The sequence below is a fragment of the Brucella sp. IR068 genome (genome assembly GCF_049065885.1).
Lineage (GTDB): Bacteria > Pseudomonadota > Alphaproteobacteria > Rhizobiales > Rhizobiaceae > Brucella > Brucella intermedia.
The window spans coordinates 198,681-222,531 of sequence record NZ_JBAKHE010000008.1; the positions used below are offsets into that span (position 1 = coordinate 198,681).

Genomic DNA, 23,851 nt, shown 5'->3' on the forward strand with positions numbered 1-23,851 from the left:
GCCAGACAGGGAGCGGAAGAGGGGTAAGCGTAGATCGAAGGGCTGATCCGGCTGAATCCATAGGCGCTCCAAGTAACATATTCCAACGCGCATCCCGTGTTCACGGGATATGAATGCTACGCATGGTAGTGATAGTATCGGGACATGTGGAAAATTGGATCGACTATTTATCCTCAAATCCATAATGCGGTCAGGGTGAAGGGCATTCTTGCCGAACCTTTCACGCCGAGAGACGTGCGTCGCGTCGCTCCCGGCTGGCCTTACTCCAGATACTTCTCCTTCCTCGCCGAAAACTGTACCGCCAATCAACCGGAAGGCGATGCGCTTTTCGTGCGGGTCGGCAGGGGACAATACCATTTGAATGACAAGGTGTCCGGCTCGCAGGTGGAGCCCGGTCACTGGGGCATGATCCGGACGGAGTGAACCAAGGGTCGACAAGATCATGCTTCAAACAGACGAGATTGGAGCGCCGATCTGATTCAACCAGATCGAAACGCGCTCCCATGCGCAATCCCAACAAGGGCTGGGGAGATCGCTGTGCTGCCAGTTGCAAAAATTTGCAACTGGAGCCGGGACAGTGCATAATTGCCGCATGAGTGAATCGTACAAGAAACCCGATTATGAACAGGAACTGCGCCAGGCAGGCGTCCGCATCACGCGGCCGCGCCGGATCATCCTGAACATATTGACCGAGACGGAAGATCACCCCGACGCGCTGGAGATTTTCCGCCGGGCGGTCGAGATCGACAGCAGCATTTCGCTGTCGACCGTCTATCGAACGATGAAGCTTCTGGAAGAGCGCGGCGCGATTCACCGGCACGCCTTTGCGGGCGGGCCCTCGCGTTTCGAGCAGGCAAGCGGCGCGCATCACGACCATATCATCGACATGGATTCCGGCGAAGTGGTCGAATTCCGCTCCGACAAGATCGAAAAGCTGCAGGAAGAAATCGCCCGGTCGCTCGGTTACGAGATCGTCCATCACCGGCTCGAACTTTATTGCAAAAAAATCGGAAACTGACGGAACCAAATTTCGTTTGCCGCGTTTAGCGCCCATGAAGGCCGTGACCCCGCCCCCACAACGCGGTCTTCACAGTTCGCCTCAACCTCCCCGCACGAGGCGAGCGGCGAGAATGCCGCGCTGACCGTCAAACGTTAAGCAGCTGGCGTTCCGCAAATTCAGAGCAAGTCGCCGTGGTTCAGGCTCAAGGCCGGACCATGGCGGCTTTTTTTTGATCTCCCAAATGTCCCAGAATGCCCGGCCACGGTTTGCGCCTCAGGCGTCGAACTGCTCCGTGGGGATGGTGAGCGAATAGACCGCCCCGGTACCGTCTATGCGATAATCGGCGTGACCATTGACGGAGGCGGGAACGATGCGCTGCAACACGGCGCTGCCGAAGCGCGGGTCATGCTCGAAAACCTCGGGCATCGCCGGATTGGTTTCTTCCCAGAGGAATTCCAGCCGGTCAATGCCGCCCGTCAGATGAAGGACCTTCGCCGAAATCTTCACCCGGCCATAGGGGATGGAAAGTCCGCCGAACGAGGTCGCATTGACCACCAGTTCGTGCAGCGCCAGGCCGACATGCAGGGCCGCGCCCGGGAAAAGATAGGGGTTATCCCCTTCGATGCTCAGGCGCTCGTCGCTGACGTCGATATATTTCTCGACCTGCGAATGCACGAGATCGCGAAACAATGCGCCGCGCCAGTTCGAATCCGTCACCAGATCCTGCGAATAGGACAGCGACTGGATGCGCCCGCGAAACTTCAGCAGGAAATCATCGATTGTGTCTGTAAAGCGCGCCGTCTGGCTGGCGATGCTCTGCACGATGGCCAGAAGGTTCTTGGAGCGGTGACTTACTTCGCGCAGCAGCGTCTTCAGTACCTGCTCGCGCCGCTTCAGCTCGCTGATCTCGATCGCCGTGGTGACGAGGCCCTGAATATTGCCCTCGTCGTCGCGGTCACAATCGACATGAAACTCTATCCAGCGCAGCTTGTCGCCGTCATTGATGGCGATCTCGACATTCTGCGCTTCGCCCGTATCAAGCGCCGCCTGCTTGGCGCCGACGAGCTTGTGCAGGGCTGCGGAGAAGATGAAGTCGCAGTCGTTGCCGCCCACTTTCCACTTTTCCTGCCAGTAGAGCGGAATGTTCTCGCCCCATGAATAGGCGAGGTCGGGGCCTTGATAGAGCACGCAGACATTGCTGTTGCGCACTGCCCGCAACAGCGCCCTCAGACGCGCTGCGTCCGGCTCGGTATCCTGCAGGTTGAATTTTGTGCCAGCTGTCATGTCTGCCTCATTCAACCCGCAGCCCACTCAGCGCATTTCCAGCAAAAGTGCCAAGCGGTTTTGCGGTGGAGGATGCAACGAAACAAATAGTCGGACCGCCCATTGGCGACACGTCAAAAACTCCGGAAAGACTGATCGGAAATCTGCGTGCCATGGCGTCCGTTTTCTTCGACCGGTTGGCGGGTCGCGGTCGAGCCTTCATCTTCCGGTCCTTGGACCGGCCCAAATCCTTAAATCGGTAAACCGCCGCATGGCTTATGCGGCGGTCACCTTCACTTGAGTCTAATATAGGCTGGGCTTTCAGGAGGTCAAAAACAGCCTTCGGTTTTGTGCGGTCTAGGCCTTGCGGATCGCCGACGCGATGAGCGAAATGACGAGCAAGGCAAGGAACACAAAGAACAGAATCTGCGCTATACCAGCCGACGCACCAGCGATGCCGCCGAAGCCAAGCGCACCTGCTACGAGTGCCACCACGAGAAATACAAGCGCATAGTAAAGCATTTTCGGTCTCCTCTTTATTGGGTGAAGAAGAAACGCCATCCAAGCGGTATTTGTTCCGTGGTCCGGGGAAAATTAGCGCGCTCACAACTCTAAATACTCATGACGGGGCGTAAGGCGGGGTGATTGACAGATGGGCGAAGTGCTAACGGGCCGAAGTCCCGAAAGGCATGCCTTCCGGGACTTCGTATCAAGGCAATCGCTTCGCTCCCTGCCGCTAGGCTGCGACCTGCGAGGCTTCCTCGAAAAAGAGCGCCTGGCTGATCAGTGCTTTCACCATATCCGGATTGAACGGCTTGGTGACGAGGAAGGTCGGTTCCGGGCGTTCGCCCGTCAACAGGCGTTCCGGGAATGCGGTGATGAAGATGACGGGTATCGCATCGTTCTGCAGGATTTCATTCACCGCATCGATGCCCGAGCTGCCATCGGCGAGCTGGATATCGGCCAGCACCATGCGCGGCTTCTCCTGCCTGTAGAGCGCCAGCGCCTCGTCCCTGGTGCGCGCGATGCCCACGACCTCATGGCCGAGGCTTTCCACCATCTGCTCGATATCCATCGCGATCAGCGGCTCATCCTCGATGATCATGATGCGCGTCGCCACCTGGCGCGAAATTTCGGTCGAAGCGACCGACAGGACGCGGCTCAGTTCGGCGTCGTCCAGTTCGAGAATTTCGGCGGCTTCCTTGTCGGAAAAACCCTCTACTGCCACAAGCAGGAAGGCCTGACGCGGCAGCGGGGCGATATGGGCAAGATTTCTTGCCGCCTGCTGTTCCCATGCAAATTCCGACGCCGGTTCCGGCACGCGGACGGAGGCTGTCTTGTAGAGGTTGCAGAAAAGGCGATAGAGACCGATCCGGTCGGAGGATCCCTCCGGGAATATGCTCACATCGGCGATCAATGCTTCAAGCGCCGCCGCCACATAGGCATCGCCGGAAGCCTGCGAGCCGGTAAGAGCGCGGGAAAAACGACGAAGATAGGGAAGGTGCGGCGCGATACGCGTCGATAACGTCATGGTAATGGAACTCCTCAACTGCCGCTTTCGTTCATTGAATGCACATTGGCGAGCAGGTTTGACCCTCTCCCGCCTATGCTTTGAGCGCAGCATTATGTTACCCTAAACGGGGCGTTTTGAAAAAAGTTCCGCAAGTTGGAAATATAATCGGGAACTTTTTAGAAACCCGCGCATTTCCCGGACAAGCAGGGGCTTAGATTAATAGGGTAGGGCAATCAGCCCGGAATGATCAAGATATGGCAGAAAAAGAAAACCTTCTTATGAACGGAGCCGGGGTTCGGTCGACCCGCCGTGTTCAGAAGGATATATTAGGACCAAATTGTGAAGTCGGATTGAAACTAAAGGCACTGTACACCTCGATACAGGATGAGACGATCCCGGATCGCTTCCTCGATCTTCTCGAAAAACTCGATCAGGCTGAACAGGAGAGTATGCGTGAACACAGCACCCGGTCCGTCGGTTGAGAGTAATGCACAGTTCAAGCGAGAACTCCTGTCGTCGCTGCCGAGCCTGCGCGCCTTCGCGGTGTCGCTGATCGGCCAGCATGACAAGGCGGATGATCTCGTACAGGATACGATCATGAAAGCCTGGGCCAAGCAGGAGTCCTTCGAGATGGGGACCAATATGAAGGCCTGGCTGTTCACCATTTTGCGCAATGAGTTCTACACGCAGATGCGTAAGCGCGGCCGCGAGGTGCAGGACACGGATGGCGTGTTCAGCGAGCAGCTCGCCGTGCATCCTTCCCAATATGGCACGCTCGACCTGCAGGATTTCCGTGCAGCGCTGGAGCAGTTGCCCGACGACCAGCGCGAAGCGATCATCCTGATCGGCGCCTCGGGCTTTGCCTATGAGGAAGCTGCCGAAATATGCGGTTGCGCCGTCGGAACCATCAAGAGCCGCGTCAGCCGTGCCCGCACGCGCCTGCAGGAAATCCTCAAGATCGAGGGCGAAAGCGATTACGGTCCCGATGCGGATTCATCGCGGGCCACGTTGAGAAGCTTCGCATGATGCATCTTTGATGCCCCTGTCTGCCGGACAGGGGAGAGCTTTTGTTGCAGAAAACACGGACCTGTGCGGGTTTTTGTTCGCAGCGATTGCTTTTTATCTCCAGTCACTTGTAGGTTAGCGGTTGCTGATATTTCTTGTCGGCGCAGTGATTGTTGTTTGTGGGTTGCGTCTTGCCATCAGCCTTGTGGAAAAAACTGCTTCAATCGACGTCGAAGCCGGTTGCGGTTATCGTCTCGCTCGGGCTCGTGCTTCTGTCGGCGATCATGACGCTGTTTCTGTCGTCAGGCGTAAACCACCAGGTGATCGATATTTCCCGCAACTATGCCCTGCGCCAGCAGGTCGACAAGGTTGCGCGCCTTGCCAGCAATATAGAGATGAGCCGTCGCGGCTATCTTCTGACGCTCGATGAGACCTATCTCGATCTCTATCGCAACACGATCCTGAGCGTCGACAAGACGCTCGCCGATCTTGAAGCCCTGACGGACCAGAACCCGTTGCAGGATGCGCGGGTCAAGCAGATCCGCGCGCTGGTCGAACGTGAACAGGAAGATGTGCGCGAGACGGTCGGTCTTGCGCAGGCTGGCAATGTGGCCGCAGCGGTGGAGAAAGTGCGCGGCGACGAGGGCAAGGTGCTGATGGACCAGCTTGCCAGTACGGTGACGCAATTCATCGATGCGGAAGAACAGCAGCTTCTCGAGCGCAACAAGCGCATCAACCGCATGCGCTACTGGATGACCGCCACCTCCATCGTGGCGCTGGCTTCCGCCGCCATGCTGGCGCTTTTGCTGTTCAGCCGCGTGCAGCGTTATGCGCGGTCGATGTTCGAGGGGCAGACCGCGCTGCGTTCCGAAAAGCAGTTGCTGGAACAGCGCGTGAAGGAACGGACCGCCGAGCTGGAAGAGGAGCGCCGCATCGCCGAGCGCGAACGCCAGCGGGTCGAGCTTCTGCTGCAGGACACCAACCATCGTATCGGTAATTCGCTGGCAACCGTGTCATCGCTGCTTGGCCTCCAGATGCGCCAGACCCGCAGCGAGGATGCGCGCGCCGCGCTAGCCGCCGCCCGCGACCGCGTCCAGACCGTATCGACGGCGCATCGCCGCCTGCGTCTGGGCGAGGACATGGAATCGGCCCGCGTGGACGATTTTCTTGGCACCGTCATCGATGACATCCGCAACGCCATCGGGCAGGACCGGAAGATCGAGTTCACTACCGATCTGGCGCCGCTTGACCTTAAAGCCCGCGATGTGACGACGATCGGCATCATTCTGGGCGAACTCGTCACCAATGCGATCAAGCATGCATTCAAGGGGCGCACGGAAGGCCATATCCGCATCAGCCTGAAGCCGGGCGAGGATGCCGTTCCGGTGCTGGTCGTGGAAGATGACGGCGTCGGACTGGACCATCACAAAACCGGCGAAAAGAACGGTCTCGGGACGCTCGTCATCGAGCAGCTTTGCATGCAGTTCGGCGAAAAGCCGGTTTACTGCAAGACCGATAATGGTGTTGGAACGCGAGTGATCGTTCGTCTGTCCTCGCTCCTTGATAGCTCCGACAAGGCGGCTGGCCAATAGAAGCCCTTGGGTCCGAACGACGAACGCCGACCTCATGAGGCCGGCGTTTTCAAGGTTTGGACAGCGTGTCCCGATCAGGCGGATCAGCTTCGCGGCGGGCGCTTCTTCTTGTCGGAAAGCAGCGAGACGAGCGCAATGCCCGCAAGCGGCAGGGCGGCGGCCAGTATCGGTCGTTTGAGGATGGCGGGAACGGTTGCGATTGCGGCCGTTGCCATCATGGCCGTCTTGTCCGCCTCCATTTTCTCCTTGCGCTTTCTGGCCTCTGACGCAGCCTGAATCTTCATCACCGCGAGGATGAGAAGCGCCACGATCAGCGACAAAGCCGCGAGAATGAGAGCGGCCAGCGGACCGCCATAGCTCTGCGCAAGCGCCAGGAAAGCGGCGACACAGAGGAAGGTGACTGCGATGATCGCGAAGATCGCGATGGCCGCGCCGAAGATCGCGGCGCGTTTCGTCTGGCCCGCCACGAATTTCAGTTCCTCGCCTGCCATCGCAGTTAAAAGGGGCATGAGAGCTTTCAGCATGACCCGCCTCAGCGGCGCGAGAGCAGGGCCAGCAGATAGCCGACGCCGAGTGCAGTGGCGAGCGAGGCAATCGGGCGTTCCCGCACCGTTGCCGTCAGCTGGGCTTCGAGATCCTGCGCCTTGTTGCGCAGATCATCGATGGCGTCCTCGCCCTGGATATAGGCGCTCTTGTAGGTCTCCTTCGCGCTGCGTTTGGCGTCGCGGACCGTCTGCGAACCGAGATTGGCCAGTGTCGCCGCGATGGCGGCAATGTCTTCCTTGAGTTGCTCAACCTGTGCCTGAAGGTCTTCCGCGCTGGCATCGGTCAGCGCTTCCTCGATCTTTTCTTCGATCTTGCTCGTTTTCGCGGATGCTCGCGCCATATCGGCTCTCCTGTTCATTCTTTGTCTGATCGTTCGGATAACGTGCTGCCCGCCCAATGGTTGCATGCAAAGCCGCCAGCGGCAACAAGACCGGGCGGTTGTTGCAAGGCATGGTAAATGGCGCGGCTGGAAGGCGCGGAAGCATCGCCTGCAATGCTTCCGCGCATAGTGCGATGCTTATTCGGCTTCGCCGTGCAGGATCGTGCCTTCCGGGTCCTTCTTGTAGGCTTCGTCCGAATAGGCGGGCTGGGCCTCAAGCTGTTCCTTGGTGAACTGCGTGAAGACGTTGAGCTTGTCGTCCTTGCCGCTCGCTACATCGAGATTGGCGATCGATACGGCCACCGGCTTGGAATTGATGCCGAGGAAGCCGCCGACATCCACGACGAATGCCTCCGTCTGCCCGTCGGCGGACATCAGCACATCGCCGACTGTCCCGATCTTGGTTTCGTCCGCGCCGAAAACAGTCGCCCCGATCAGCTTGTCGGCGCTCAGTCCTTCCGACGGCACCGGCTTCATGCCCTCGGGCATGACCCTGTCCGCCTTCTGCGTGGTGATCGTCTTTTCGGCGGCAGGCGGTTCGGTGCGCGGCGCGCCATCGGCTGCGAAAGCCTTGTTGCGGTCGAAGGCGGGTGCCTTTTCGAGCTGTTCCTTGGTGGCATCCACGATCAGCCAGCGCTTGCCGTCTTCGCGAACCACCCATGACAGGTGGTCGAAGCCGATTGCGACATTCTTTTCGCCCACGCCGAGAAAACCGCCGACCCCGATCACCACCGCCTGCGGGCTGCCATCGGCGCCAAGGATCATGTCATTGACCGTGCCGATATTGGCGGCATCATTGGAGGGGCCGTTATAGACCGCCTGTCCGATAAAGCCCGACACCAGAAGCTGGCCGGGCGATGCAACGAAATATCCATTCTCGCTGGCGATCGGCTTTTCCTGTTTCTCATCGGAGAAAATCGGCGAACGGTCCTGAGCGAAAGCGGGCAGGGCGATCAGCGCGGCAAGAGCCGTGGAGGCGAGAAATCGTTTCATGAAAACTCCTGTCGGTAATTAAGGCAAACCGAAGGCGAGAGCGAATCTCGCCATCAACAGGAGAAAAAACGAGGGGAAACGGTTTCAGTTCCGCTCAAATTCTGTGTTATTGAAGCGTCAAAATTGTGAAGGCACGGCTTTTTAATGGCGAAAATGAGGCCAGCGCCCTTTCAGGTTGTAATTGCTACCTACGCCAGCAGCAGATAAGCCGCGCCTGCCAGCATGATGACGGCCAGTCCGACATGGGCAGGCTTCAGCGAACGTTGCTGCACCGGCAAGGGATCGTCATTTCCAGCCATGGCAGTGCGTGCCGCATGTTCAAGCGTCTGGATATCCTTGAGCATCATTGGCATGTCCTCCGAAATTCCGGTCGAGGCGGAATTGCATTTCCTCCCCTCGCGCCGGAATTTGTTTTTAAAACCAATCCCGAAGCGCTTCGGTCATCCTATCAGGTCTGATTTGACGCCAATGTGCAACTGGCAAAAAGGCGCGAGCCGAAAAATCTTCCCCGACCCCAATTTTGCATGATGAAAATGCCCTTCAAATGAAAACATGACTTGCGTCATCATATTATTGGGAGTTAAGAAGAGGCCCAACAGGCGGCGCGACGGCCTGCATGAGGGTTTGGTCATGTGCGCGCGGATTTGAACAATCAAAAGGCGAACAAAATGACTGGTTTCTGGCGAAAAGGCTTCATGGCTGCGGCGATGGGCATCGGCTTGCTGGGCGCGGCTTCTGCATTGGCCCAAAACGCGCCGCAGGATGCATCCTCCCCGACGAATGCACCGGCGACCCCTGCCGTCGAAGCGCCTTCCAGTCCCGCACCGGCCAATACGGCGCCTGCTGCTCCCGCTGCTGCGCCATCGCCTGAACTGATCCAGTCGCAGACGGCTGCTCCTGCCGCCGCGCCGGTCGAAAGCGAAAATGGCCTCATCCTCCCGCACGACCTGTCGCCATGGGGCATGTTCATGGCTGCCGACTGGGTCGTGAAAGCGGTGATGATCGGTCTGGCGCTGGCTTCGCTTGCCACATGGACGGTCTGGGTCGCCAAGACGCTGGAACTGGCCGGTGCGCGCCGCCGCGCCTATAAGGCACTGAAGGTTATCGGGCATTCGGCAACGCTTGCCGAAGCGGTACGTGCGCTCGACGGAGCAAAGGGGCCGGGTGCGGTTCTGGTCCGTGCTGCGGAAGACGAAGTTCGCCTTTCCGGTCCGGCGCTTGCCCGCGCTGGCGGCGAAGGCCTCAAGGAACGCGTATCCTCGCGCCTGTCGCGCATCGAAGCCAAGGCCGGACGTCGCCTGTCCAAAGGCACCGGCATTCTTGCGACCATCGGATCGGTTGCGCCGTTTGTCGGTCTGTTCGGCACGGTCTGGGGCATCATGAATTCGTTCATCAATATCAGCCAGGCGCAGACCACGAACCTCGCGGTCGTGGCGCCGGGTATCGCGGAGGCCCTGCTTGCAACGGCCATCGGCCTCGTCGCGGCTATTCCTGCCGTGGTCATCTATAACGTTTTCGCCCGTTCGATCACCGGCTACCGGTCGCTGCTCGCCGATGCTTCGGCGGGCGTGGAGCGCCTTGTCAGCCGCGACCTCGATTTCAGGACGGCCGGTGTGCGTGAAGGCACGCTGCACGCAGCGGAGTAGGCGCCATGGCTGGTAAAGTTCGCGAAGGCGGCGGTGACGATCTCGAGCTGAACCACGAGATCAATGTGACGCCCTTCATCGACGTCATGCTGGTTCTGCTCATCATTTTCATGGTGGCGGCACCGCTCGCCACGGTTGACGTTAAGGTGGACCTGCCCGCGTCGACGGCAGCGCCCGCACCGCGTCCCGACAAGCCGCTTTACGTGACGCTGAAGGAAGACCTCAGTGTAAGCGTCGGCAACGATGTCGTGGATCGCGAGCGCCTCGGCGGAGCGCTGGACGTGTTGTCGGAGAAGAACAAGGAAGCGCGCATCTTCCTGCGCGCCGACAAGAATGTCGGCTATGGCGAATTGATGCGGGTGATGAACCTTCTGCGTGAGGCGGGTTACCTGAAGATCGCGCTGGTGGGGCTTGAAACCGTTGGTGCGAATGCCGGACCCGCTCCGGCGGCTGCAACGCCTGGAACGGCACCTTCCACGCAGGCACCGCAGGGAGCCGCGCAATGAATGCACTCCCGCCCGAGCATCCCCCGATAAAGGTGGCTTCGGCCGACGTTCACCATCATTCCTTCTGGCATGATGCGGGGCGCTGGCTCGGCGCGGGCATTCTTGTTCTGACCGTTCACGCCGCCGGGGCCTATGCCATCCACATGGCGCAGGAAGAAGACCAGCCCGACGGGACGCAGGTTGCCGCCATGGTGGTGGAACTGGCACCTGAGCCGGAAGCGCCGATGGAAGAACAGGTTGCGGAGGAAGCCCAGCCTGAAACGGCTGAAGCGCCGCAGGAACAGGCGGAACCGGCCCCGCAGCCGGAACCCGTGCAGGAAGAACCAACGCCGCCCGAGCCGGAAGAGGTGACCCCGCCCGAACCCGCACCGGAACCGCAGGCCGTTCAGGAACCGGAAGAAGTCGTTCCGGATGTGGTCGAGGCGGAAAAGCCGGAAGTCGCGGTGCCCATGCCCGTTGAAAAGCCGGAAGTGAAGCCGGAGCCCAAGCCAGAGCCGAAGCCGGAACCGAAAAAGGTCGAGAAGCCAAAGCCGGAGAAGCCAAAGCCGCCCAAGACTGAAAAGCCCAAACCCAAGAAGGCTGAGAAAGCACCGGAAACCCGTCAGGCCGCTGCGCCGCAGATGGATGCTGACAGCGGGGCAAAAACGACTGCAAGCCGGCGCGGACAGAATGCTGCGGTACAGGGAGTGAGTTCCGACAAGTGGAAGTCGAAACTTTACTCGCACATGTTGAGGCGGACTCGTTACCTGAAGCGACAATTGGGAAAGGACGCCAAGGGCACCTTGCAGCTTCAAATCGTCGTAGATCCTTCTGGAAACATCCTTTCCGCGAAGCTGGCGGCATCATCGGGCAATCCAAAATTGGACCAGCTTGCCCTGGAGGCAGCAAAGCGAGCTTCACCTCTGCCTGCGCCTCCACCTGCCTTGGCGGAGCCTCGGAAAGCGGTTTTGCTACCTATGAAGTTCGAATAGTCTTCAGGGCGTCGATCCGAAGGCCGGTCTGAAAATCAGACCGGCTTTTCCATTGCCCGCAATCACTCCACAAACCCGAACATCGGGCCATAGCCGCCGTGCCAGGATATGTCGTTGCGCTGCAGGGCCGGGACGTAGATGCCTGCGCCACCGCCGCCATCCAGAAACAGGGCGTTGGAGCATTGAAGATGGTCGCGAAACAATCTTGCAAAATCGTGGAAATTGACCGCATCCTCGCTGACCGCGAAGCGGATCACGCCGCCGTTGCAAATGCCGACGCCGCTGCGCCGCGTCCTGTCGGTTGAGCCGACGATGAAAATCGGATTGACCTTGTTGCCGATGACCAGCATCGGCCCGGATTGGGTTGCCAGACGCGGCTTCATCCGCTGTTTCATGAAACGGTCTGTCGGCAGTATTCCAGCGCCCTTGTCACCCAGATAGAAGATGCCGTTCGGCTTCTTGTAGAAGTTTGGCACGGGGCCGGAACCGCGGGCAGGTGCGGCCTTGCTCGCCGGGCGAAGTTCGCGGCCATCCTCGATATAGAGGCCCATTGGCGAAAAGTCCGGCTGGTACATTCCGGCGTTGAGCGCGAAAACCAATGTCTTGCCCTGGCTTGCGGCAGTGCCGGCCAGATTTGAAAAATTGCGGTAAGGCTCGCCATCCGCATTCTGCCAGAACAGGTGCAGTCCGGTGCCGTCGGCTCCGGCGTCGCAGACGATATAATCCGTGTTCTCGAAAGTCTCTCGGTTGCAGCTTTCGGCGCGGCCCGGCTGCGTCAGGGCAGCACTCGCAGCTGCCATTATTGCGGCAGCGAACAGGGTTCGCTTGACGGGAATCATCGCTGTGCTGCCTTCCAATATTGGTTATTCGGACGACAGTGCCACAGCCGGGAGCAGGCGGGAAGCCTTGCGCGCGGGCAGGAAGCCGAAGATGAGGCCGGTGGCGAAAGCGCAGGCGAAGGCCAGCAGGACAGGCCCCACGCTGTAGCCCACCGAAAGCCCGGCCCATCCCGCGACGGCTGCCGCGCCCAGCCCGACCACGACGCCGAAGGCACCGCCAATGGCCGAGACGGTCAGCGCCTCGGTGATGAATTGCAGCAGGATATCGCGCCTTCTTGCACCCGTTGCCATCCGCACGCCGATCTCGCGGGTTCGTTCGGTCACGCTCACCAGCATGATGTTCATCACGCCGATGCCGCCGACCAGAAGCGAGATTGCCGCGACCGACCCCAGAAACAGCGTCATCGTGTTGCCCATCGCCGTCGCGTCCTCGCGGATGGACGACATGTTGGTTATCATCGTGTCCTGTTTCTTGTGGCGCTGGTCGAGCAGGTCCTGGATCTGTTCCTGCGTGGTGTTGATGAGGTCTGAATCCTTCACCTGCACAGTGATGGTGCGCACATATTTCTGGCCGAACAGCCGCAGGTTGCCGGTCGAAAGCGGCACGATCACCACATCGTCCTGATCCGCGCCGCCAAAGCCCGCGCCCTTCGGCTCCAGGGTGCCGATCACCTGAAACGGTATCTTCTGGATCAGGATATACTGGCCGATGGGATTGCTGCCATCCGGGAACAGGGTGTTGACGACCGTCTTGCCCAGCACTGCGACGGGCGCATAGTTGTCCATATCGCTCTGGCTGATGAAATCGCCGGTCGCCACCTTCCACGACTTGGCTTCGGAAAAGGCGGAAACAGTGCCGTTTGCCTGCGACTGGTAATCGACATTGCCGCGCCGCAGCGTCACCGTTCCGGTCACTTCCGGCACGGCGGTCTTGATGTTCGGCAGTTCCAGAATGGCGGTGGCGTCTTCGGGAACCAGTGTCGCTATCGAGCCTGTTCCACGGAAACCGGCCATGGAGGGGCGAACCAGAATGAGATCGGTGCCCATGGCATTGATGCGGTCGAGAATGGAATTCTGCGCGCCGGTGCCGATGGCAAGCATCGTCACAACGGAACTGACGCCGATGATGATGCCAAGCAGGGTGAGGACCGTGCGGAAGATATTGGCCCGCAAGGCGCGCATCGCCATCTTCACCGCTTCCGAAACATCGGCAATGCGGGCTGAACTGCCTTCAAGGCTTTCCTGCAGCCGGAAAGGGGCCTGCGTATCGGGAATGGCGCGCTTGACCGTGTCGGAAAGTATCTGCCCGTCGCGGATTTCGATCAGCCGGTCGGCGCGTTCGGCGACTTCACGGGCATGCGTGATGACGATGACCGTGTGGCCCTGCTGGTGCATGGAGCGCAGCAATTCCATCACGTCTTCGCCGCTCTGACTGTCGAGCGCACCGGTCGGCTCGTCGGCAAGGATGATGCGCCCGCCATTCATGAGCGCCCGCGCGATGGAAACGCGCTGCTGCTGGCCGCCTGAAAGCTGATTTGGGCGATGGTCGAGACGGTCGCCGAGCTTCAGCTGGTTGAGCAGTTCGGCGGCGCGGGCATGGCGTTCGGAGGCAGGCAGGCCCGCATAGATCGCCGGCACTTCGACGTTTTCCTGCGCGGTCGATGTCGAGATCAGGTTATAGCTCTGGAAGACGAAGCCGAAGGTTCTGCGCCGCAATGCTGCCAGCGCGTCGGCATCCAGTGTCGATACATCCTCGCCATCCAGCAGATATTGTCCGCCGCTCGGGCTGTCGAGACAGCCCAGAATGTTCATCAGCGTCGACTTGCCGGAGCCGGATGCGCCCATGATCGCAACGAATTCGCCAGCCTGAATATCGAGCGTGATGCCGTGCAACACCTCAACGGCAAGATCGCCGTTGTGATAGGTCTTGCGGATATCGGTGAGCCTGATGAGCGGCGTGTCGGTCATGGGATTATCGGGCATGAGGCGGCTCATCAGAACAGGCGCATGCCGGGCCTGCGGCCACGCTGCCCGGCGGCGGCTTCGGCCCCGCTGGAAGCGCTGGTGACGATAACCTTGTCGCCTTCTTCCAGCCCGCTAATGATCTCTGTCTGCACGCGATTGCGCACGCCGATCTGAACCTCGCGTTCGGTCACCGCGCCGTTGCTGCTTACGACCTTCACCGAAATCTGCGGTTTGCCATTCTGGTTCTGGGCTTTCTGGTTCTGGTCGGCACGCTTGTAGTTCAGCGCCGAGGAGGGGACGATCAACACGTCCTTTGCCTCATCGAGAATGAAATAGACCTGCGTGCTCATATTGATCATCAGCTCGCCGGTCGGGTTCGGCACGTCGAACAGCGCATAATAGAGAACCACATTGTTCTCGGTCGCGGGCGTCGGCTTGATCTGGCGCAACGTGCCGGTAAAGCGCTTTTCGGACTGGCCGAGCAGGGTGAAATAGACCGGCATTCCGGGCTTCAGCCTGCCGATGTCGGCTTCGGACACCTGCGCTTCCACGGTCATCACCTTGAGATCGGCCACGGTGACGATGGTCGGCGCGCTCTGCACGGCATTGAGCGTTTCGCCTTCCTTGGCGGCCTGATCGACGACCGTGCCTTCCATAGGGCTGTAAATCTTGGTGTAGCCGAGATCGACCTTGTCGCTGGCAAGCTGGGCTTCCTGCTGGCGGATCTGCGCGCCGAGCGCCTTCACGTCAGCATCGGCCATGGCGAGGTCGGCATCGGCCTGATCGACGGTGGACTGCGACACGCCGCGCGTGGCCAAAAGCGAGCGCTGGCGCGCCGCATTGGCCTTTTTCAGCGTGAGCTGCGCCTGTTTGCTCAGGAGTTGCGCCTTGAGATTATCGAGCTGGGCGCTGGCGATTTCCACCTTCTTCTCGAAGGGCGAGGGGTCGATTTCAGCGATGAGCTGGCCCTGCTTGACCTGATCACCCACTTCTACCTTCACGCTTTTAAGCTGGCCGGAAACCTGCGCGCCGACATTGATGCTGCGCAGTGCGCTGAGCGTGCCGACGGCGGTAATGGCGTTTTCGATGTCGCCGCGCGTGACCGTTTCGGCAAGATAGTTCGTCTTCTGGCCGCCAGCTTCGCCCGAGCCGTAGAAATACCAGCCCGCGCCCACAGCGATTGCCGCAATCGGTAGCCAAAGCCACCAGCGGCGCGCCTTGCGCGGCGCGCGCTTCGACGACGGTGCCTTGTGCTGCCCGGTCTTGGACGAATCGGAAGATGTAAGCACCGTCAAACCCTCAAAACTTTCTGAACCGCCGCTCATCGGAGATTCATCACCATGTCCCGCATAATTTTTTGCACCATGCAACCAAAGCGGGACAGGGCGCGCTTCGATGGCACATTGCCTCCCGGATATCTATGCTTCCCGGCTCAGGATTTCATCTTAATTATTTGTCATGCAATAATTGCCTTTGGCACAATGGCCGGAGGCTTGTCCGTGCCTTGTCAATTGTCTCCACAGCAAGCGGTGAAATGCTGAAAAGTTGCCGTCAATATACAACTTCCGGTTATTCTTTTCAAAAAGAATGGCTTAAGCCAAATTATTAGTCAGATTAAGTGTTCTTAAATTATCTCCCGGTTAAATAAGGCCGGGAAAGCATAATCTGAAAGTAGAAAGAATAATTCAGAACGTGACCTGTCCGCGAAGGCGGATGGTCGGCGCATGCATGATGCATGTTGCTTGGAAATGGCATGAGAATAAGGTTTCGATGCTCTTGGACGGGAGGGCAAATGGCTTACCTTATTATGGGGCGGAAAAGGTTTTCATTCGTAACGAACAGGTTTCGAAGAATACCATTATTGTTGTTTTTCAATCGTAATAAAAGCGGTACGGCGGCGGTCGAATTCGCAATATTGGCGCCGGTTTTTCTTCTGATATTGATGGGCATGATTGCGTTCGGCCTCTATCTGGGCGTGGCGAACGCCGTGCAGCAGCTTGCGGCTGATGCGACGCGGACGGCATTGGCTGGCATCGATCCGCCGGAGCGGCTCGCGCTGGCGACCAGCTATATCCGGAAGAACGCGGCGAAATATTCGCTGATCGATCCTGAAAAGATGCAGGTGAACGTGGACAATGCTCAGTCCGACCCGAACCAGTTCACCGTGACGATCCAATATGATGCGGAAAACCTGCCGATCTGGAACCTGATGACCGGCCTGCCGCTTCCCGACACGATCATCACGAGGGCATCGACAATAAGGCTCGGCGGAATCTGAAACGGGCTGGGGGGCATAAGTCATGCGGGGTTTTGTATCGCGTTTCCTGGGTGCGCGGGGCGGCAATCTGGCGACGATGGCCGCGCTGGTCTCGCCGCTGTTCCTGGCGGTGGCGGCATTCTGCGTGGACACGAGTTCGCTGTTTCTGGAACGGCGGCAGTTGCAGAACATGGCCGACCTTGCAGCCGTCGCCGGAGCGGCTTCCCTTTCGCAGGCCAATGAAGCGGTGCTGCGACAATTGCAGGCGAACGGCCTCGATCCGGTGCTGATGACAGACGGCTACGACCCGTCCATCGTCAACGGGAAAGCCGACAACAAGACGCGGGTCTGGGTGGAGAAGGGCAACTATTTCCCCGACAAGGGTCGTGCGGTCGAAGACCGTTTCGTGGCGGGCGGTGCAAACCCGGATGCGGTTCGCGTCCGGCTGGCGCGTCCGGGCAATCTCTATTTCGGCCAATCGTTCATCAGCCGGCCCGCGCTTGGAGCGACTGGCACGGCGGCGACGAAGGCGGAAGCGGCATTTTCGGTGGGTTCGCGATTGTTGAGCCTGAATACCGATCAGAGCGTGCTGAATGGTCTTCTGGGCGGGCTTCTGGGAACCTCCCTTAATCTGAAGCTTGTTGATTACAATGCCCTGGCTGCGACCGATATCAATCTGCTCGGCTTTCTGGACAAGCTTGCTCCCAAAGTGGGGCTGACGGCTGGAACCTACGACCAGTTGTTAAATACGGATGTTTCGGTCGGCGTGCTGGCGACCGTGCTGGCCGAGGTGGTGACGAACAATCCAACGGCCAAAGCAGCACTCGGCATTTTGGGCAAGGATGCCGTTGCATTGGCTACGAAACTGCCGGTCGGAAAGCTGCTGGGGCTCGGATCGTTGGCTAACGCTTCCATAGGCTCCGGAGCTGGATACAACATAACCGCCAATGTTCTACAGCTGGTTTCAGCTGCGGTCATCATTGGGGGCAAGCACCAAGTGGATATTGCGTCGGGCTTGAACGTTCCGGGACTGCTTGGCGTTACTCTAAAAATATTGGTGGGAGAAGCACCGGTGGGCACTCCATTTTTCAGAGTTGGTGCAGCCGGGACTTTCATACGCACAGCGCAGATCCGTTTGCAACTCGGTATCCGCGTCGGAGGGCAATCAGGCAATCCTTTGCTCGGTGTGGAACTCCTTAATGTCAATTTGCCGATAGCGATCGATATTGCTTCGGGTGAAGGAGAACTCAGAAATATAAGTTGTCCATCGGGCCCCACGGGCGCCAATGTCACGATTGCAGCAAAGCCCGGGATCGTCGGCATTTACCTTGGTGAGGTCAGTTCCTTCAGTGATTTGAATCGGAAACCCTCTGTAAGCAAAACGAGTATAGCTAAGGTGCAGTTATACCTACTGGGGCTCCCAATCGGACTGGTCGACCTTGACGCAAAAGCTGAAGTGAAACTGGGAGAAAAGATAACGTCGCTGACATTCAACTACAATGATATTCAGAATAAAAAGATCAAGACTGCTTATTCGAACGATTTGGTGTCTTCGCTTTCAAGCTCGCTTCTCAAGAACATTGATATCGATTTGACACTGCTAAAAATAATAAAACTGCCGCTAGGAGATGTGGTGGGGCTGTTGGGAGTTTTGCTGACGCCTGTTGCCCCGGTAATTGACAACCTGCTCTTCGGAATTCTCGACTTGCTCGGTGTCAAACTGGGCGAGGCTGACGTTCAGGTGACCGGGGTTCTCTGTCAACGCGCCGTTCTTACACAGTGAGAAAACGGCAATAAAAAGCCCGGCTCAGCCGGGCTTTTGTCTGTGATTGGCGCGTTTAAGCCGTGCCGGTGGAACCGAAACCGCCTGCGCCGCGTGCCGTGTCGGTCACTTCGGTGCGCTCTTCGATCTTCGGCTGGACGACCGGCGCAAAAACGGCCTGCGCGATGCGCATGCCGCGTTCGATGCGGAAATCGTCATCGCCCAGATTGATCAGGAGAACCTTCACTTCACCACGATAGTCGGAATCGATGGTGCCGGGTGTGTTGAGACAGGTGATGCCGTTTTTGAAGGCTAGGCCGGAACGCGGGCGAATCTGCACCTCGAAGCCTTCCGGAATCTCGAAGATCAGGCCGGTCGGCACCAGCGTGCGACGTCCCGGCAGGAGAACGATCTGGCGATCTTCGGCAACGGCTGCCCGCAGGTCCATACCCGCCGATCCAGACGTCTCATAGGCCGGGAGTTCAAGGTCCTTCGCATGTTCGAGCCGGATGATGCCGAGCGTTGGCGCGGAAGAGGATGCTGCGGTCATGAGGGAGCCTTTCCTGCAAGAGTTCAGTTGGCCTGCGAGAGTTCAATTAGCCTGCGAGAGACATTGTTTCATGGCGCATCTGTCTGGAAAACGTTCACACTTTTCCCGATGCGCTCAAACTGGCGACGCTCATACGTGAAAACCAATGAAAGGTGTACCGCCTATTTGGCGTTTTGCAATGATAGTACGGCACAGGGTCATGCAATTTGCACCGGGAATGTCCGCCGGGAATGGAAAACTCCCGACCGCGCCCATGGAACAAATCCATCCTTGGCCTGTTGGACTTCGTGTCGAAGGAAAGAGGATCTGAAAATGCCGAGCCCCGAAATGACCAGATGTATCGATGCCTGCCTTGATTGCTATCGCGTTTGCCTCGACACGGCCTCCAGCCACTGCCTCGAAGAAGGTGGGGCGCATGTCGAGCCGAAACATTACCGCATCATGCTGGCCTGCGTGGAAAGCTGCCGCACGGCAGCGCACATAATGTTGCTCGACACGCCCCTTCATCGTGAAACCTGCGGAGCCTGCGCGAAGATTTGCGAAGCCTGTGCCCAATCCTGCCGTGAGGTCGGCGGCATGGAAAAATGCGTCGAAGCGTGCGAGCAGTGCGCTGCCATCTGCCGCGAAATGGCTGGCCATTAGAGCGTGTTGCGATCCGATTGAATCAGATTCAGCACCCCATCTCTTCCATTCGAAGCATATCCTGATGGTCCTCGTTCACTCCGGCGGGACCGTGCTCGAGGTCAGACCTATTAATTGGTTTCAAATGGCGCCTGAAATGACAAGCGCTGCCGGGAGAGACGCGAAGAACGGGTTGTTTTCCCCGGTCAAGCGGTCCCGCACAATCCGTTATTCCTTCAGCGGCACGGCGGTCGTTTCCTTGATCTCCTCCATCACGAAAGAGGCCGAAACGTCCGAGAGCGGCACGCTCGCTATCAGTCGCTGGTAAAGGCGGTCATAGGCCTTGACGTCTGAAACGCGGGCCTTCAGCACGTAATCCAGATCACCTGTCATGCGATAAACGCCGACAATTTCCGGAAAGCGGCCCATGGCGGCGCGAAATTTCGTCAGCCAGTCGGGATCATGGCTTGAGGTGCGCACCAGAATGAAGACCGACAGCCCGCAGCCCACCGTTTCGGCATCGACCAGGGCGACACGCGCCTTGATGATCCCTTCATCCTCCATGCGCTTTACCCGCCGCCAGCAGGCATTGCGGGAGAGGTGGACGCGCTCTGAGAGAGAATCAACGGACAAGGTCCCGTCGATTTGCAGCTCCTCCAGGATTTTACGGTCAATCTCGTCAAGAAATGGCTTCATCGTGGGATGATTGTCCCATTAAATCCACTTTGGCAAGGATATTTTGAGATTTCATCTCGAACGCATTTGCTAGAATGATTTTTCAGAAAGGTGCTTCTCGCGCCGGACAAAAGGGAACGAATTGCTCATTGACGGGAGTATTTCCAATGACCACTCGCATCACACGCCTCTTCACCGAACATCCACAGTCGGTTGACGAAACCTATTTCGAACATATGGCCTTTGCCGGTCGTTTTTCGTTCAAGCTTTTTTGTGCGGCGTTTGCAGCACTCATTCATGCAATTTTGCCATTTTTGTTCGAGAAGACGGCGAGCACGATCGTTCGCCAGCTTTATGAGCGGACGCATAACCGGGGCCGGTAATCGCCGGAGCAAAAATGTGTCGTTGGGCCGCCTATCTCGGACCTGAAACCTATCTGGAAGACATCATTTCGTCTCCCTGCCATTCGCTCGTGGCGCAAAGCCACGATGCGCATGAAGCCAAAACACGGACCAATGGCGACGGCTTCGGCGTTGCCTGGTACGGCCATCGCGACGAGCCGGGCCTTTACCGGGATATTCTGCCCGCATGGTCCGACCAGAATCTCCGCAGCCTGGCGCGACAGATACGGTCGCGCCTTTTTCTTGCGCATGTGCGGGCCTCGACCGGCGGGCTTACCAGCCGTTCCAACTGCCATCCCTTCGTTTCCGGCCGCTGGAGCTTCATGCATAACGGTCAGATCGGGCATTTCGACCGGCTGCGCCGCAGGCTGGAAAGCCATTTGAGCGATGCGATCTACGGCCAGAAGCACGGTGCTACCGATTCGGAGCTGATCTTTCTGCTGATGCTGGAATTCGGCCTCGACAATGACCCCGTTCTGGCGATGAAGCGCATGGTGGCAACGGTTGTCGAGGAAGCGGTCCGCGGCGGCGTGCCGCCATTTCTGCGGCTGACCGCCGCCTTCTCCGACGGAAGCCAGCTTTATGCCATCCGCTATGCGACCGATGCCTTTGCGCCGACGCTCTATACGGCGACGCTGGGCGGGTCGTTGGGCATTTGCGTGGTGTCGGAGCCGCTCGACGGCGAAGCTGCCAACTGGATGGCGGTGCCGGCAAACAGTTTCGTCACTGTTTCCCGGCAGGGGCGCATTGCGATCGAGGCTTTCGAGGAACCGATTTCCCGACCGCAGGATGCCGTGACAGTTTAGCGGCTTCGAAGCCTAGGCGCTGCCGATCAATATGCCCGCCGCCAGCACCAGCGCGCCGCCGAGAACCACCTGAAGCACCGAGCGGAAGAATGGTGTTTCCATATAGCGGTTCTGGATGAAGGCGATGGCCCAGAGCTCGAAGAACACCAGAATCGCGGCAATGCTTGTGGCGGTCCAGAAATCCTGGATCAGGTAGGGCAGGGTATGGCCGAGGCCGCCGAGTGTCGTCATGATGCCGCAGGACAGGCCGCGCTTGACCGGTGAGCCGCGACCCGAGAGCTTGCCGTCGTCGTGGATCGCTTCGGTAAAGCCCATCGAAATACCGGCGCCGACCGAGGCCGACAGACCGACCAGAAAGGTCTGCCACGTGTCCTGCGTTGCAAAGGCGGCGGCGAAGATCGGGGCGAGCGTCGATACGGAGCCGTCCATCAGGCCCGCGAGGCCCGGCTGGACATAAGTGAGGATGAACTGCTTGCGTTCGGCAGCGCGCTCCTCGTCCTGCACGTCATCCGGCGTCAGCGTGTTTTCCAGCGATTCAGCCTTGGCTTCGTGCTGCTTTTCCTGTTGGGCGAGGTCGCCCAGCAGCTTGCGGGTGTCCGCGTCGCTGACACGCCTGGCCGCCTCGACATAGAAGCGATAGGCCTGTTCTTCCATTTCCGATGCGGCTTCGCGCACCTTGTCGATGCCAAGCGGACGCACCAGCCAGTCGGGTTTGCGATCATAATAGCCGCTGACATGCTCGCGGCGGATCAGCGGAATTCGGTCGCCGAAGCGGGCCTTGTGACGTTCGATCAGCGCATCGCGGTGGCCATGTTCCTCCGCAGCCATCTGCTCGAAGATTTTGGCCGATTGCGGAAACTCGTCGCGCAGGCCGTCGGCATAAGCGAGATAGATGCGCGCATCGTCCTCCTCGGAGGATATGGCGAGCGCCAGAATTTCCTGTTCGGAAAGCGAATCGAAGGGACGGCGGTCATTGCGGAAGAATCGGCTGAGCATCCTGGGAATCCAAAGTTTAGAATGATTCTAAAATATGCCTCAGCATCCGGAAGTCAAGTCTTGCAGTGCGGACACAATTGGCGCATTAAAACCCGGCCCTGAAATGAGGGGCATCATATCAGCGACCCGATCAGAAGAGAGCGAATCGATGGCATCGACGAATCTCCACACAAGCAATAGTCCGCGTCCGCTTGACCGGCAGGATTTCCGCACGCTCGGCCTTTCGGCCCTTGGCGGCGCGCTGGAGTTTTATGATTTCATCATCTTCGTGTTCTTTGCCAGCGTCATCGGCCATCTGTTCTTTCCGCCCGACATGCCGGACTGGCTGGTGCTGATCCAGACCTTCGGCATTTTCGCAGCCGGCTATCTGGTGCGCCCCGTGGGCGGCATCGTGTTGGCGCATTTCGGCGACAAGTTCGGCCGCAAGCGCGTCTTCGCTTTCTCCGTCTTTCTCATGTCCATCTCGACGCTGGCCATGGCCTGCCTGCCGACCTATGCGACGCTGGGCGTCGGTGCGCCGATCCTGCTGATCGTCTTCCGCATGTTGCAGGGCGCTGCCATTGGCGGCGAAGTGCCGGGTGCATGGACCTTCGTGGCCGAACACGTTCCGGCCAATCGCGTCGGCATGGCCTGTGGGTTCCTTTGCTCGGGCCTGACGCTCGGAATCATGATCGGCTCGCTGATCGCGACTGCCATCAACTGGATTTTCACGCCGGAAGAACTGTCCGCCTTTGCGTGGCGCATTCCGTTCTTCATCGGTGGTATTTTCGGGCTGTTTGCCGTTTACCTGCGCCGCTGGCTGGCGGAAACGCCGATCTTCACCGAAATGAAGAACAGCCATCTGCTCAAGGACAAGCTGCCGCTCGGCACGGTGCTGCGCAACCATATGCATGGTGTCGTCATTTCCGTGCTGCTGACATGGATATTGTCGGCCGGCATCGTCGTCACCACGCTGATGACCGCGACCTTCCTGCAGAAGCTCTACGGTTACACGCCGCTGCAATCGCTTGCCGCCACAAGCTTCGGCACACTGTTCCTGATGTTCGGCACGGTCGCCGCAGGCGCTATCGTGGACCGGATCGGCAGCGGGCGCTTCTTCGCCTTAGCAGGCATTTTCTTCGGTGTCGCGACCTTCGTCTTCTACACATATGCGGGGGTTTCCCTGCCCGTCCTCTTCGCGCTTTATGCGGTAATGGGGCTTTCGGTCGGCATGGTCGGCGCGGTTCCCTATGTGATGGTGCGCGCGTTCCCGGCGCCGGTGCGCTTCTCGGGCCTATCGTTTTCCTACAATGTTTCCTATGCGGTCTTCGGCGGGCTGACGCCGGTGATCGTGACCTCGCTTCTGGCGGTCAACCCGATGGCCCATGCCTGGTATCTGGTGTTCATCGCCGTTCTGACCTGCGGGCTTGGCCTCTACCTGATGGCCCGCAGCGATCAGGTCGAAGGCGAGATCGGTCTGACGGAGCTTTCGACCGAGAGTGCCGTTCCACAGCCGAACTGAAAAAGGGCCGCGAAAGCGGCCCTTTTCTTTTGCGCATGTCTTTATTCCAAAACCGGTTCCCACT

27 protein-coding genes are annotated in these 23,851 nt (G+C 58.9%); 13 read left to right on the forward strand and 14 right to left on the reverse strand.

Going from position 1 to position 23,851, the window contains the following annotated elements:
• The first annotated feature begins 144 nt into the window (after positions 1-144).
• Complete coding sequence (locus ACOWVS_RS15345) at positions 145-423, forward strand: hypothetical protein (protein ID WP_063620367.1); 279 nt, start codon at positions 145-147, stop codon at positions 421-423.
• 169 nt (positions 424-592) lie between these two features.
• The gene (locus ACOWVS_RS15350; RefSeq protein WP_006473346.1) at positions 593-1,018 is read left to right on the forward strand and encodes a Fur family transcriptional regulator; all 426 of its coding nucleotides are present in this window, start codon (positions 593-595) and stop codon (positions 1,016-1,018) included.
• 255 nt (positions 1,019-1,273) lie between these two features.
• Here ACOWVS_RS15350 and ACOWVS_RS15355 read toward each other — a convergent pair whose 3' ends face one another.
• The 3 genes from ACOWVS_RS15355 to ACOWVS_RS15365 all read right to left on the reverse strand — a co-directional run bounded on the left by ACOWVS_RS15355 (position 1,274) and on the right by ACOWVS_RS15365 (position 3,794).
• The gene (locus ACOWVS_RS15355) at positions 1,274-2,284 is read right to left on the reverse strand and encodes a sensor histidine kinase (protein ID WP_063881660.1); all 1,011 of its coding nucleotides are present in this window, start codon (positions 2,282-2,284) and stop codon (positions 1,274-1,276) included.
• 336 nt (positions 2,285-2,620) lie between these two features.
• Positions 2,621-2,785, reverse strand: a complete 165-nt coding sequence (locus ACOWVS_RS15360; protein WP_006473348.1) for a DUF1328 domain-containing protein — start codon at positions 2,783-2,785, stop codon at positions 2,621-2,623.
• A gap of 214 nt (positions 2,786-2,999) precedes the next feature.
• The gene (locus tag ACOWVS_RS15365) at positions 3,000-3,794 is read right to left on the reverse strand and encodes a response regulator (protein WP_022569738.1); all 795 of its coding nucleotides are present in this window, start codon (positions 3,792-3,794) and stop codon (positions 3,000-3,002) included.
• Positions 3,795-4,030: 236 nt separating this feature from the next.
• Here ACOWVS_RS15365 and ACOWVS_RS15370 point away from each other — a divergent pair, with 236 nt between their 5' ends.
• The 3 genes from ACOWVS_RS15370 (at position 4,031) to ACOWVS_RS15380 (ending at position 6,373) form a co-directional block, all read left to right on the forward strand.
• Positions 4,031-4,258: a NepR family anti-sigma factor gene (locus ACOWVS_RS15370; protein WP_006467674.1), complete on the forward strand. Its 228-nt coding sequence runs from the start codon at positions 4,031-4,033 to the stop codon at positions 4,256-4,258.
• Positions 4,230-4,802 (forward strand): RNA polymerase sigma factor, encoded by a 573-nt coding sequence (locus ACOWVS_RS15375; RefSeq protein WP_006467673.1) that lies wholly within the window; start codon positions 4,230-4,232, stop codon positions 4,800-4,802. Before ACOWVS_RS15370 ends, ACOWVS_RS15375 begins: the two co-directional genes overlap by 29 nt.
• 170 nt (positions 4,803-4,972) lie before the next feature.
• Positions 4,973-6,373, forward strand: a complete 1,401-nt coding sequence (locus ACOWVS_RS15380) for a sensor histidine kinase (RefSeq protein ID WP_075042065.1) — start codon at positions 4,973-4,975, stop codon at positions 6,371-6,373.
• 83 nt (positions 6,374-6,456) lie between these two features.
• Here ACOWVS_RS15380 and ACOWVS_RS15385 read toward each other — a convergent pair whose 3' ends face one another.
• From ACOWVS_RS15385 to ACOWVS_RS15400, 4 genes are all read right to left on the reverse strand, one after another.
• The gene (locus tag ACOWVS_RS15385; RefSeq protein ID WP_006467671.1) at positions 6,457-6,897 is read right to left on the reverse strand and encodes a phage holin family protein; all 441 of its coding nucleotides are present in this window, start codon (positions 6,895-6,897) and stop codon (positions 6,457-6,459) included.
• Positions 6,898-6,905: 8 nt separating this feature from the next.
• On the reverse strand, positions 6,906-7,259 hold the full coding sequence (locus ACOWVS_RS15390; RefSeq protein WP_006473237.1) for a DUF883 family protein: 354 nt from the start codon (positions 7,257-7,259) through the stop codon (positions 6,906-6,908).
• A gap of 177 nt (positions 7,260-7,436) precedes the next feature.
• On the reverse strand, positions 7,437-8,291 hold the full coding sequence (locus ACOWVS_RS15395; protein WP_075042024.1) for a PRC-barrel domain-containing protein: 855 nt from the start codon (positions 8,289-8,291) through the stop codon (positions 7,437-7,439).
• 188 nt (positions 8,292-8,479) lie between these two features.
• Positions 8,480-8,638: a hypothetical protein gene (locus ACOWVS_RS15400; RefSeq protein ID WP_021587971.1), complete on the reverse strand. Its 159-nt coding sequence runs from the start codon at positions 8,636-8,638 to the stop codon at positions 8,480-8,482.
• A 285-nt stretch (positions 8,639-8,923) separates the two neighbouring features.
• Between ACOWVS_RS15400 and exbB the strand changes: the two genes are divergently transcribed.
• Genes exbB through ACOWVS_RS15415 form a run of 3 tightly spaced genes read left to right on the forward strand, consistent with a single transcriptional unit; the run spans position 8,924 to position 11,414 of the window.
• Complete coding sequence (gene exbB, locus ACOWVS_RS15405; RefSeq protein ID WP_063620363.1) at positions 8,924-9,937, forward strand: tonB-system energizer ExbB; 1,014 nt, start codon at positions 8,924-8,926, stop codon at positions 9,935-9,937.
• A 5-nt stretch (positions 9,938-9,942) separates the two neighbouring features.
• Positions 9,943-10,443 carry a TonB system transport protein ExbD gene (gene exbD / locus ACOWVS_RS15410; protein ID WP_075042023.1) on the forward strand — a complete coding sequence of 167 codons (501 nt, stop codon included), beginning with the start codon at positions 9,943-9,945 and terminating at the stop codon, positions 10,441-10,443.
• On the forward strand, positions 10,440-11,414 hold the full coding sequence (locus ACOWVS_RS15415; RefSeq protein WP_075042022.1) for an energy transducer TonB: 975 nt from the start codon (positions 10,440-10,442) through the stop codon (positions 11,412-11,414). The genes exbD and ACOWVS_RS15415 overlap by 4 nt, the downstream gene beginning before the upstream one ends.
• 62 nt (positions 11,415-11,476) lie before the next feature.
• On the opposite strand, the gene ACOWVS_RS15420 is transcribed toward ACOWVS_RS15415, so the two are convergent.
• From ACOWVS_RS15420 to ACOWVS_RS15430, 3 genes are read right to left on the reverse strand one after another with little or no spacing between them, the layout of a single operon-like run.
• Positions 11,477-12,253: a phosphodiester glycosidase family protein gene (locus tag ACOWVS_RS15420; RefSeq protein ID WP_075042021.1), complete on the reverse strand. Its 777-nt coding sequence runs from the start codon at positions 12,251-12,253 to the stop codon at positions 11,477-11,479.
• Positions 12,254-12,277: 24 nt separating this feature from the next.
• Entirely contained in the window at positions 12,278-14,221 is a 1,944-nt protein-coding gene (locus ACOWVS_RS15425; RefSeq protein WP_031347270.1) for a MacB family efflux pump subunit, read from the reverse strand.
• 26 nt (positions 14,222-14,247) lie between these two features.
• Positions 14,248-15,507 (reverse strand): efflux RND transporter periplasmic adaptor subunit, encoded by a 1,260-nt coding sequence (locus ACOWVS_RS15430; protein ID WP_063881661.1) that lies wholly within the window; start codon positions 15,505-15,507, stop codon positions 14,248-14,250.
• Between the two features lie 575 nt (positions 15,508-16,082).
• Between ACOWVS_RS15430 and ACOWVS_RS15435 the strand changes: the two genes are divergently transcribed.
• Both ACOWVS_RS15435 and ACOWVS_RS15440 read left to right on the forward strand, forming a co-directional pair.
• Positions 16,083-16,496, forward strand: a complete 414-nt coding sequence (locus ACOWVS_RS15435) for a TadE/TadG family type IV pilus assembly protein (RefSeq protein ID WP_021587964.1) — start codon at positions 16,083-16,085, stop codon at positions 16,494-16,496.
• A 22-nt stretch (positions 16,497-16,518) separates the two neighbouring features.
• Positions 16,519-18,258, forward strand: a complete 1,740-nt coding sequence (locus ACOWVS_RS15440) for a pilus assembly protein TadG-related protein (protein WP_063620360.1) — start codon at positions 16,519-16,521, stop codon at positions 18,256-18,258.
• 55 nt (positions 18,259-18,313) lie between these two features.
• On the opposite strand, the gene dut is transcribed toward ACOWVS_RS15440, so the two are convergent.
• The 3 genes from dut to ACOWVS_RS15455 all read right to left on the reverse strand — a co-directional run bounded on the left by dut (position 18,314) and on the right by ACOWVS_RS15455 (position 20,104).
• Entirely contained in the window at positions 18,314-18,787 is a 474-nt protein-coding gene (gene dut, locus ACOWVS_RS15445) for a dUTP diphosphatase (RefSeq protein WP_006467659.1), read from the reverse strand.
• 129 nt (positions 18,788-18,916) lie between these two features.
• On the reverse strand, positions 18,917-19,426 hold the full coding sequence (locus tag ACOWVS_RS15450; RefSeq protein ID WP_063620359.1) for a hypothetical protein: 510 nt from the start codon (positions 19,424-19,426) through the stop codon (positions 18,917-18,919).
• A gap of 210 nt (positions 19,427-19,636) precedes the next feature.
• Entirely contained in the window at positions 19,637-20,104 is a 468-nt protein-coding gene (locus ACOWVS_RS15455; RefSeq protein WP_063620358.1) for an Lrp/AsnC family transcriptional regulator, read from the reverse strand.
• Between the two features lie 146 nt (positions 20,105-20,250).
• Here ACOWVS_RS15455 and ACOWVS_RS15460 point away from each other — a divergent pair, with 146 nt between their 5' ends.
• Positions 20,251-20,466 carry a DUF6356 family protein gene (locus ACOWVS_RS15460; RefSeq protein ID WP_006473246.1) on the forward strand — a complete coding sequence of 72 codons (216 nt, stop codon included), beginning with the start codon at positions 20,251-20,253 and terminating at the stop codon, positions 20,464-20,466.
• 14 nt (positions 20,467-20,480) lie between these two features.
• The gene (locus ACOWVS_RS15465; protein WP_063620357.1) at positions 20,481-21,290 is read left to right on the forward strand and encodes a class II glutamine amidotransferase; all 810 of its coding nucleotides are present in this window, start codon (positions 20,481-20,483) and stop codon (positions 21,288-21,290) included.
• A gap of 12 nt (positions 21,291-21,302) precedes the next feature.
• On the opposite strand, the gene mbfA is transcribed toward ACOWVS_RS15465, so the two are convergent.
• Positions 21,303-22,286 (reverse strand): iron exporter MbfA, encoded by a 984-nt coding sequence (gene mbfA / locus ACOWVS_RS15470; protein ID WP_025090940.1) that lies wholly within the window; start codon positions 22,284-22,286, stop codon positions 21,303-21,305.
• A gap of 148 nt (positions 22,287-22,434) precedes the next feature.
• Between mbfA and ACOWVS_RS15475 the strand changes: the two genes are divergently transcribed.
• Positions 22,435-23,787 (forward strand): MFS transporter, encoded by a 1,353-nt coding sequence (locus ACOWVS_RS15475; protein WP_075042020.1) that lies wholly within the window; start codon positions 22,435-22,437, stop codon positions 23,785-23,787.
• Positions 23,788-23,851: the final 64 nt, after the last annotated feature.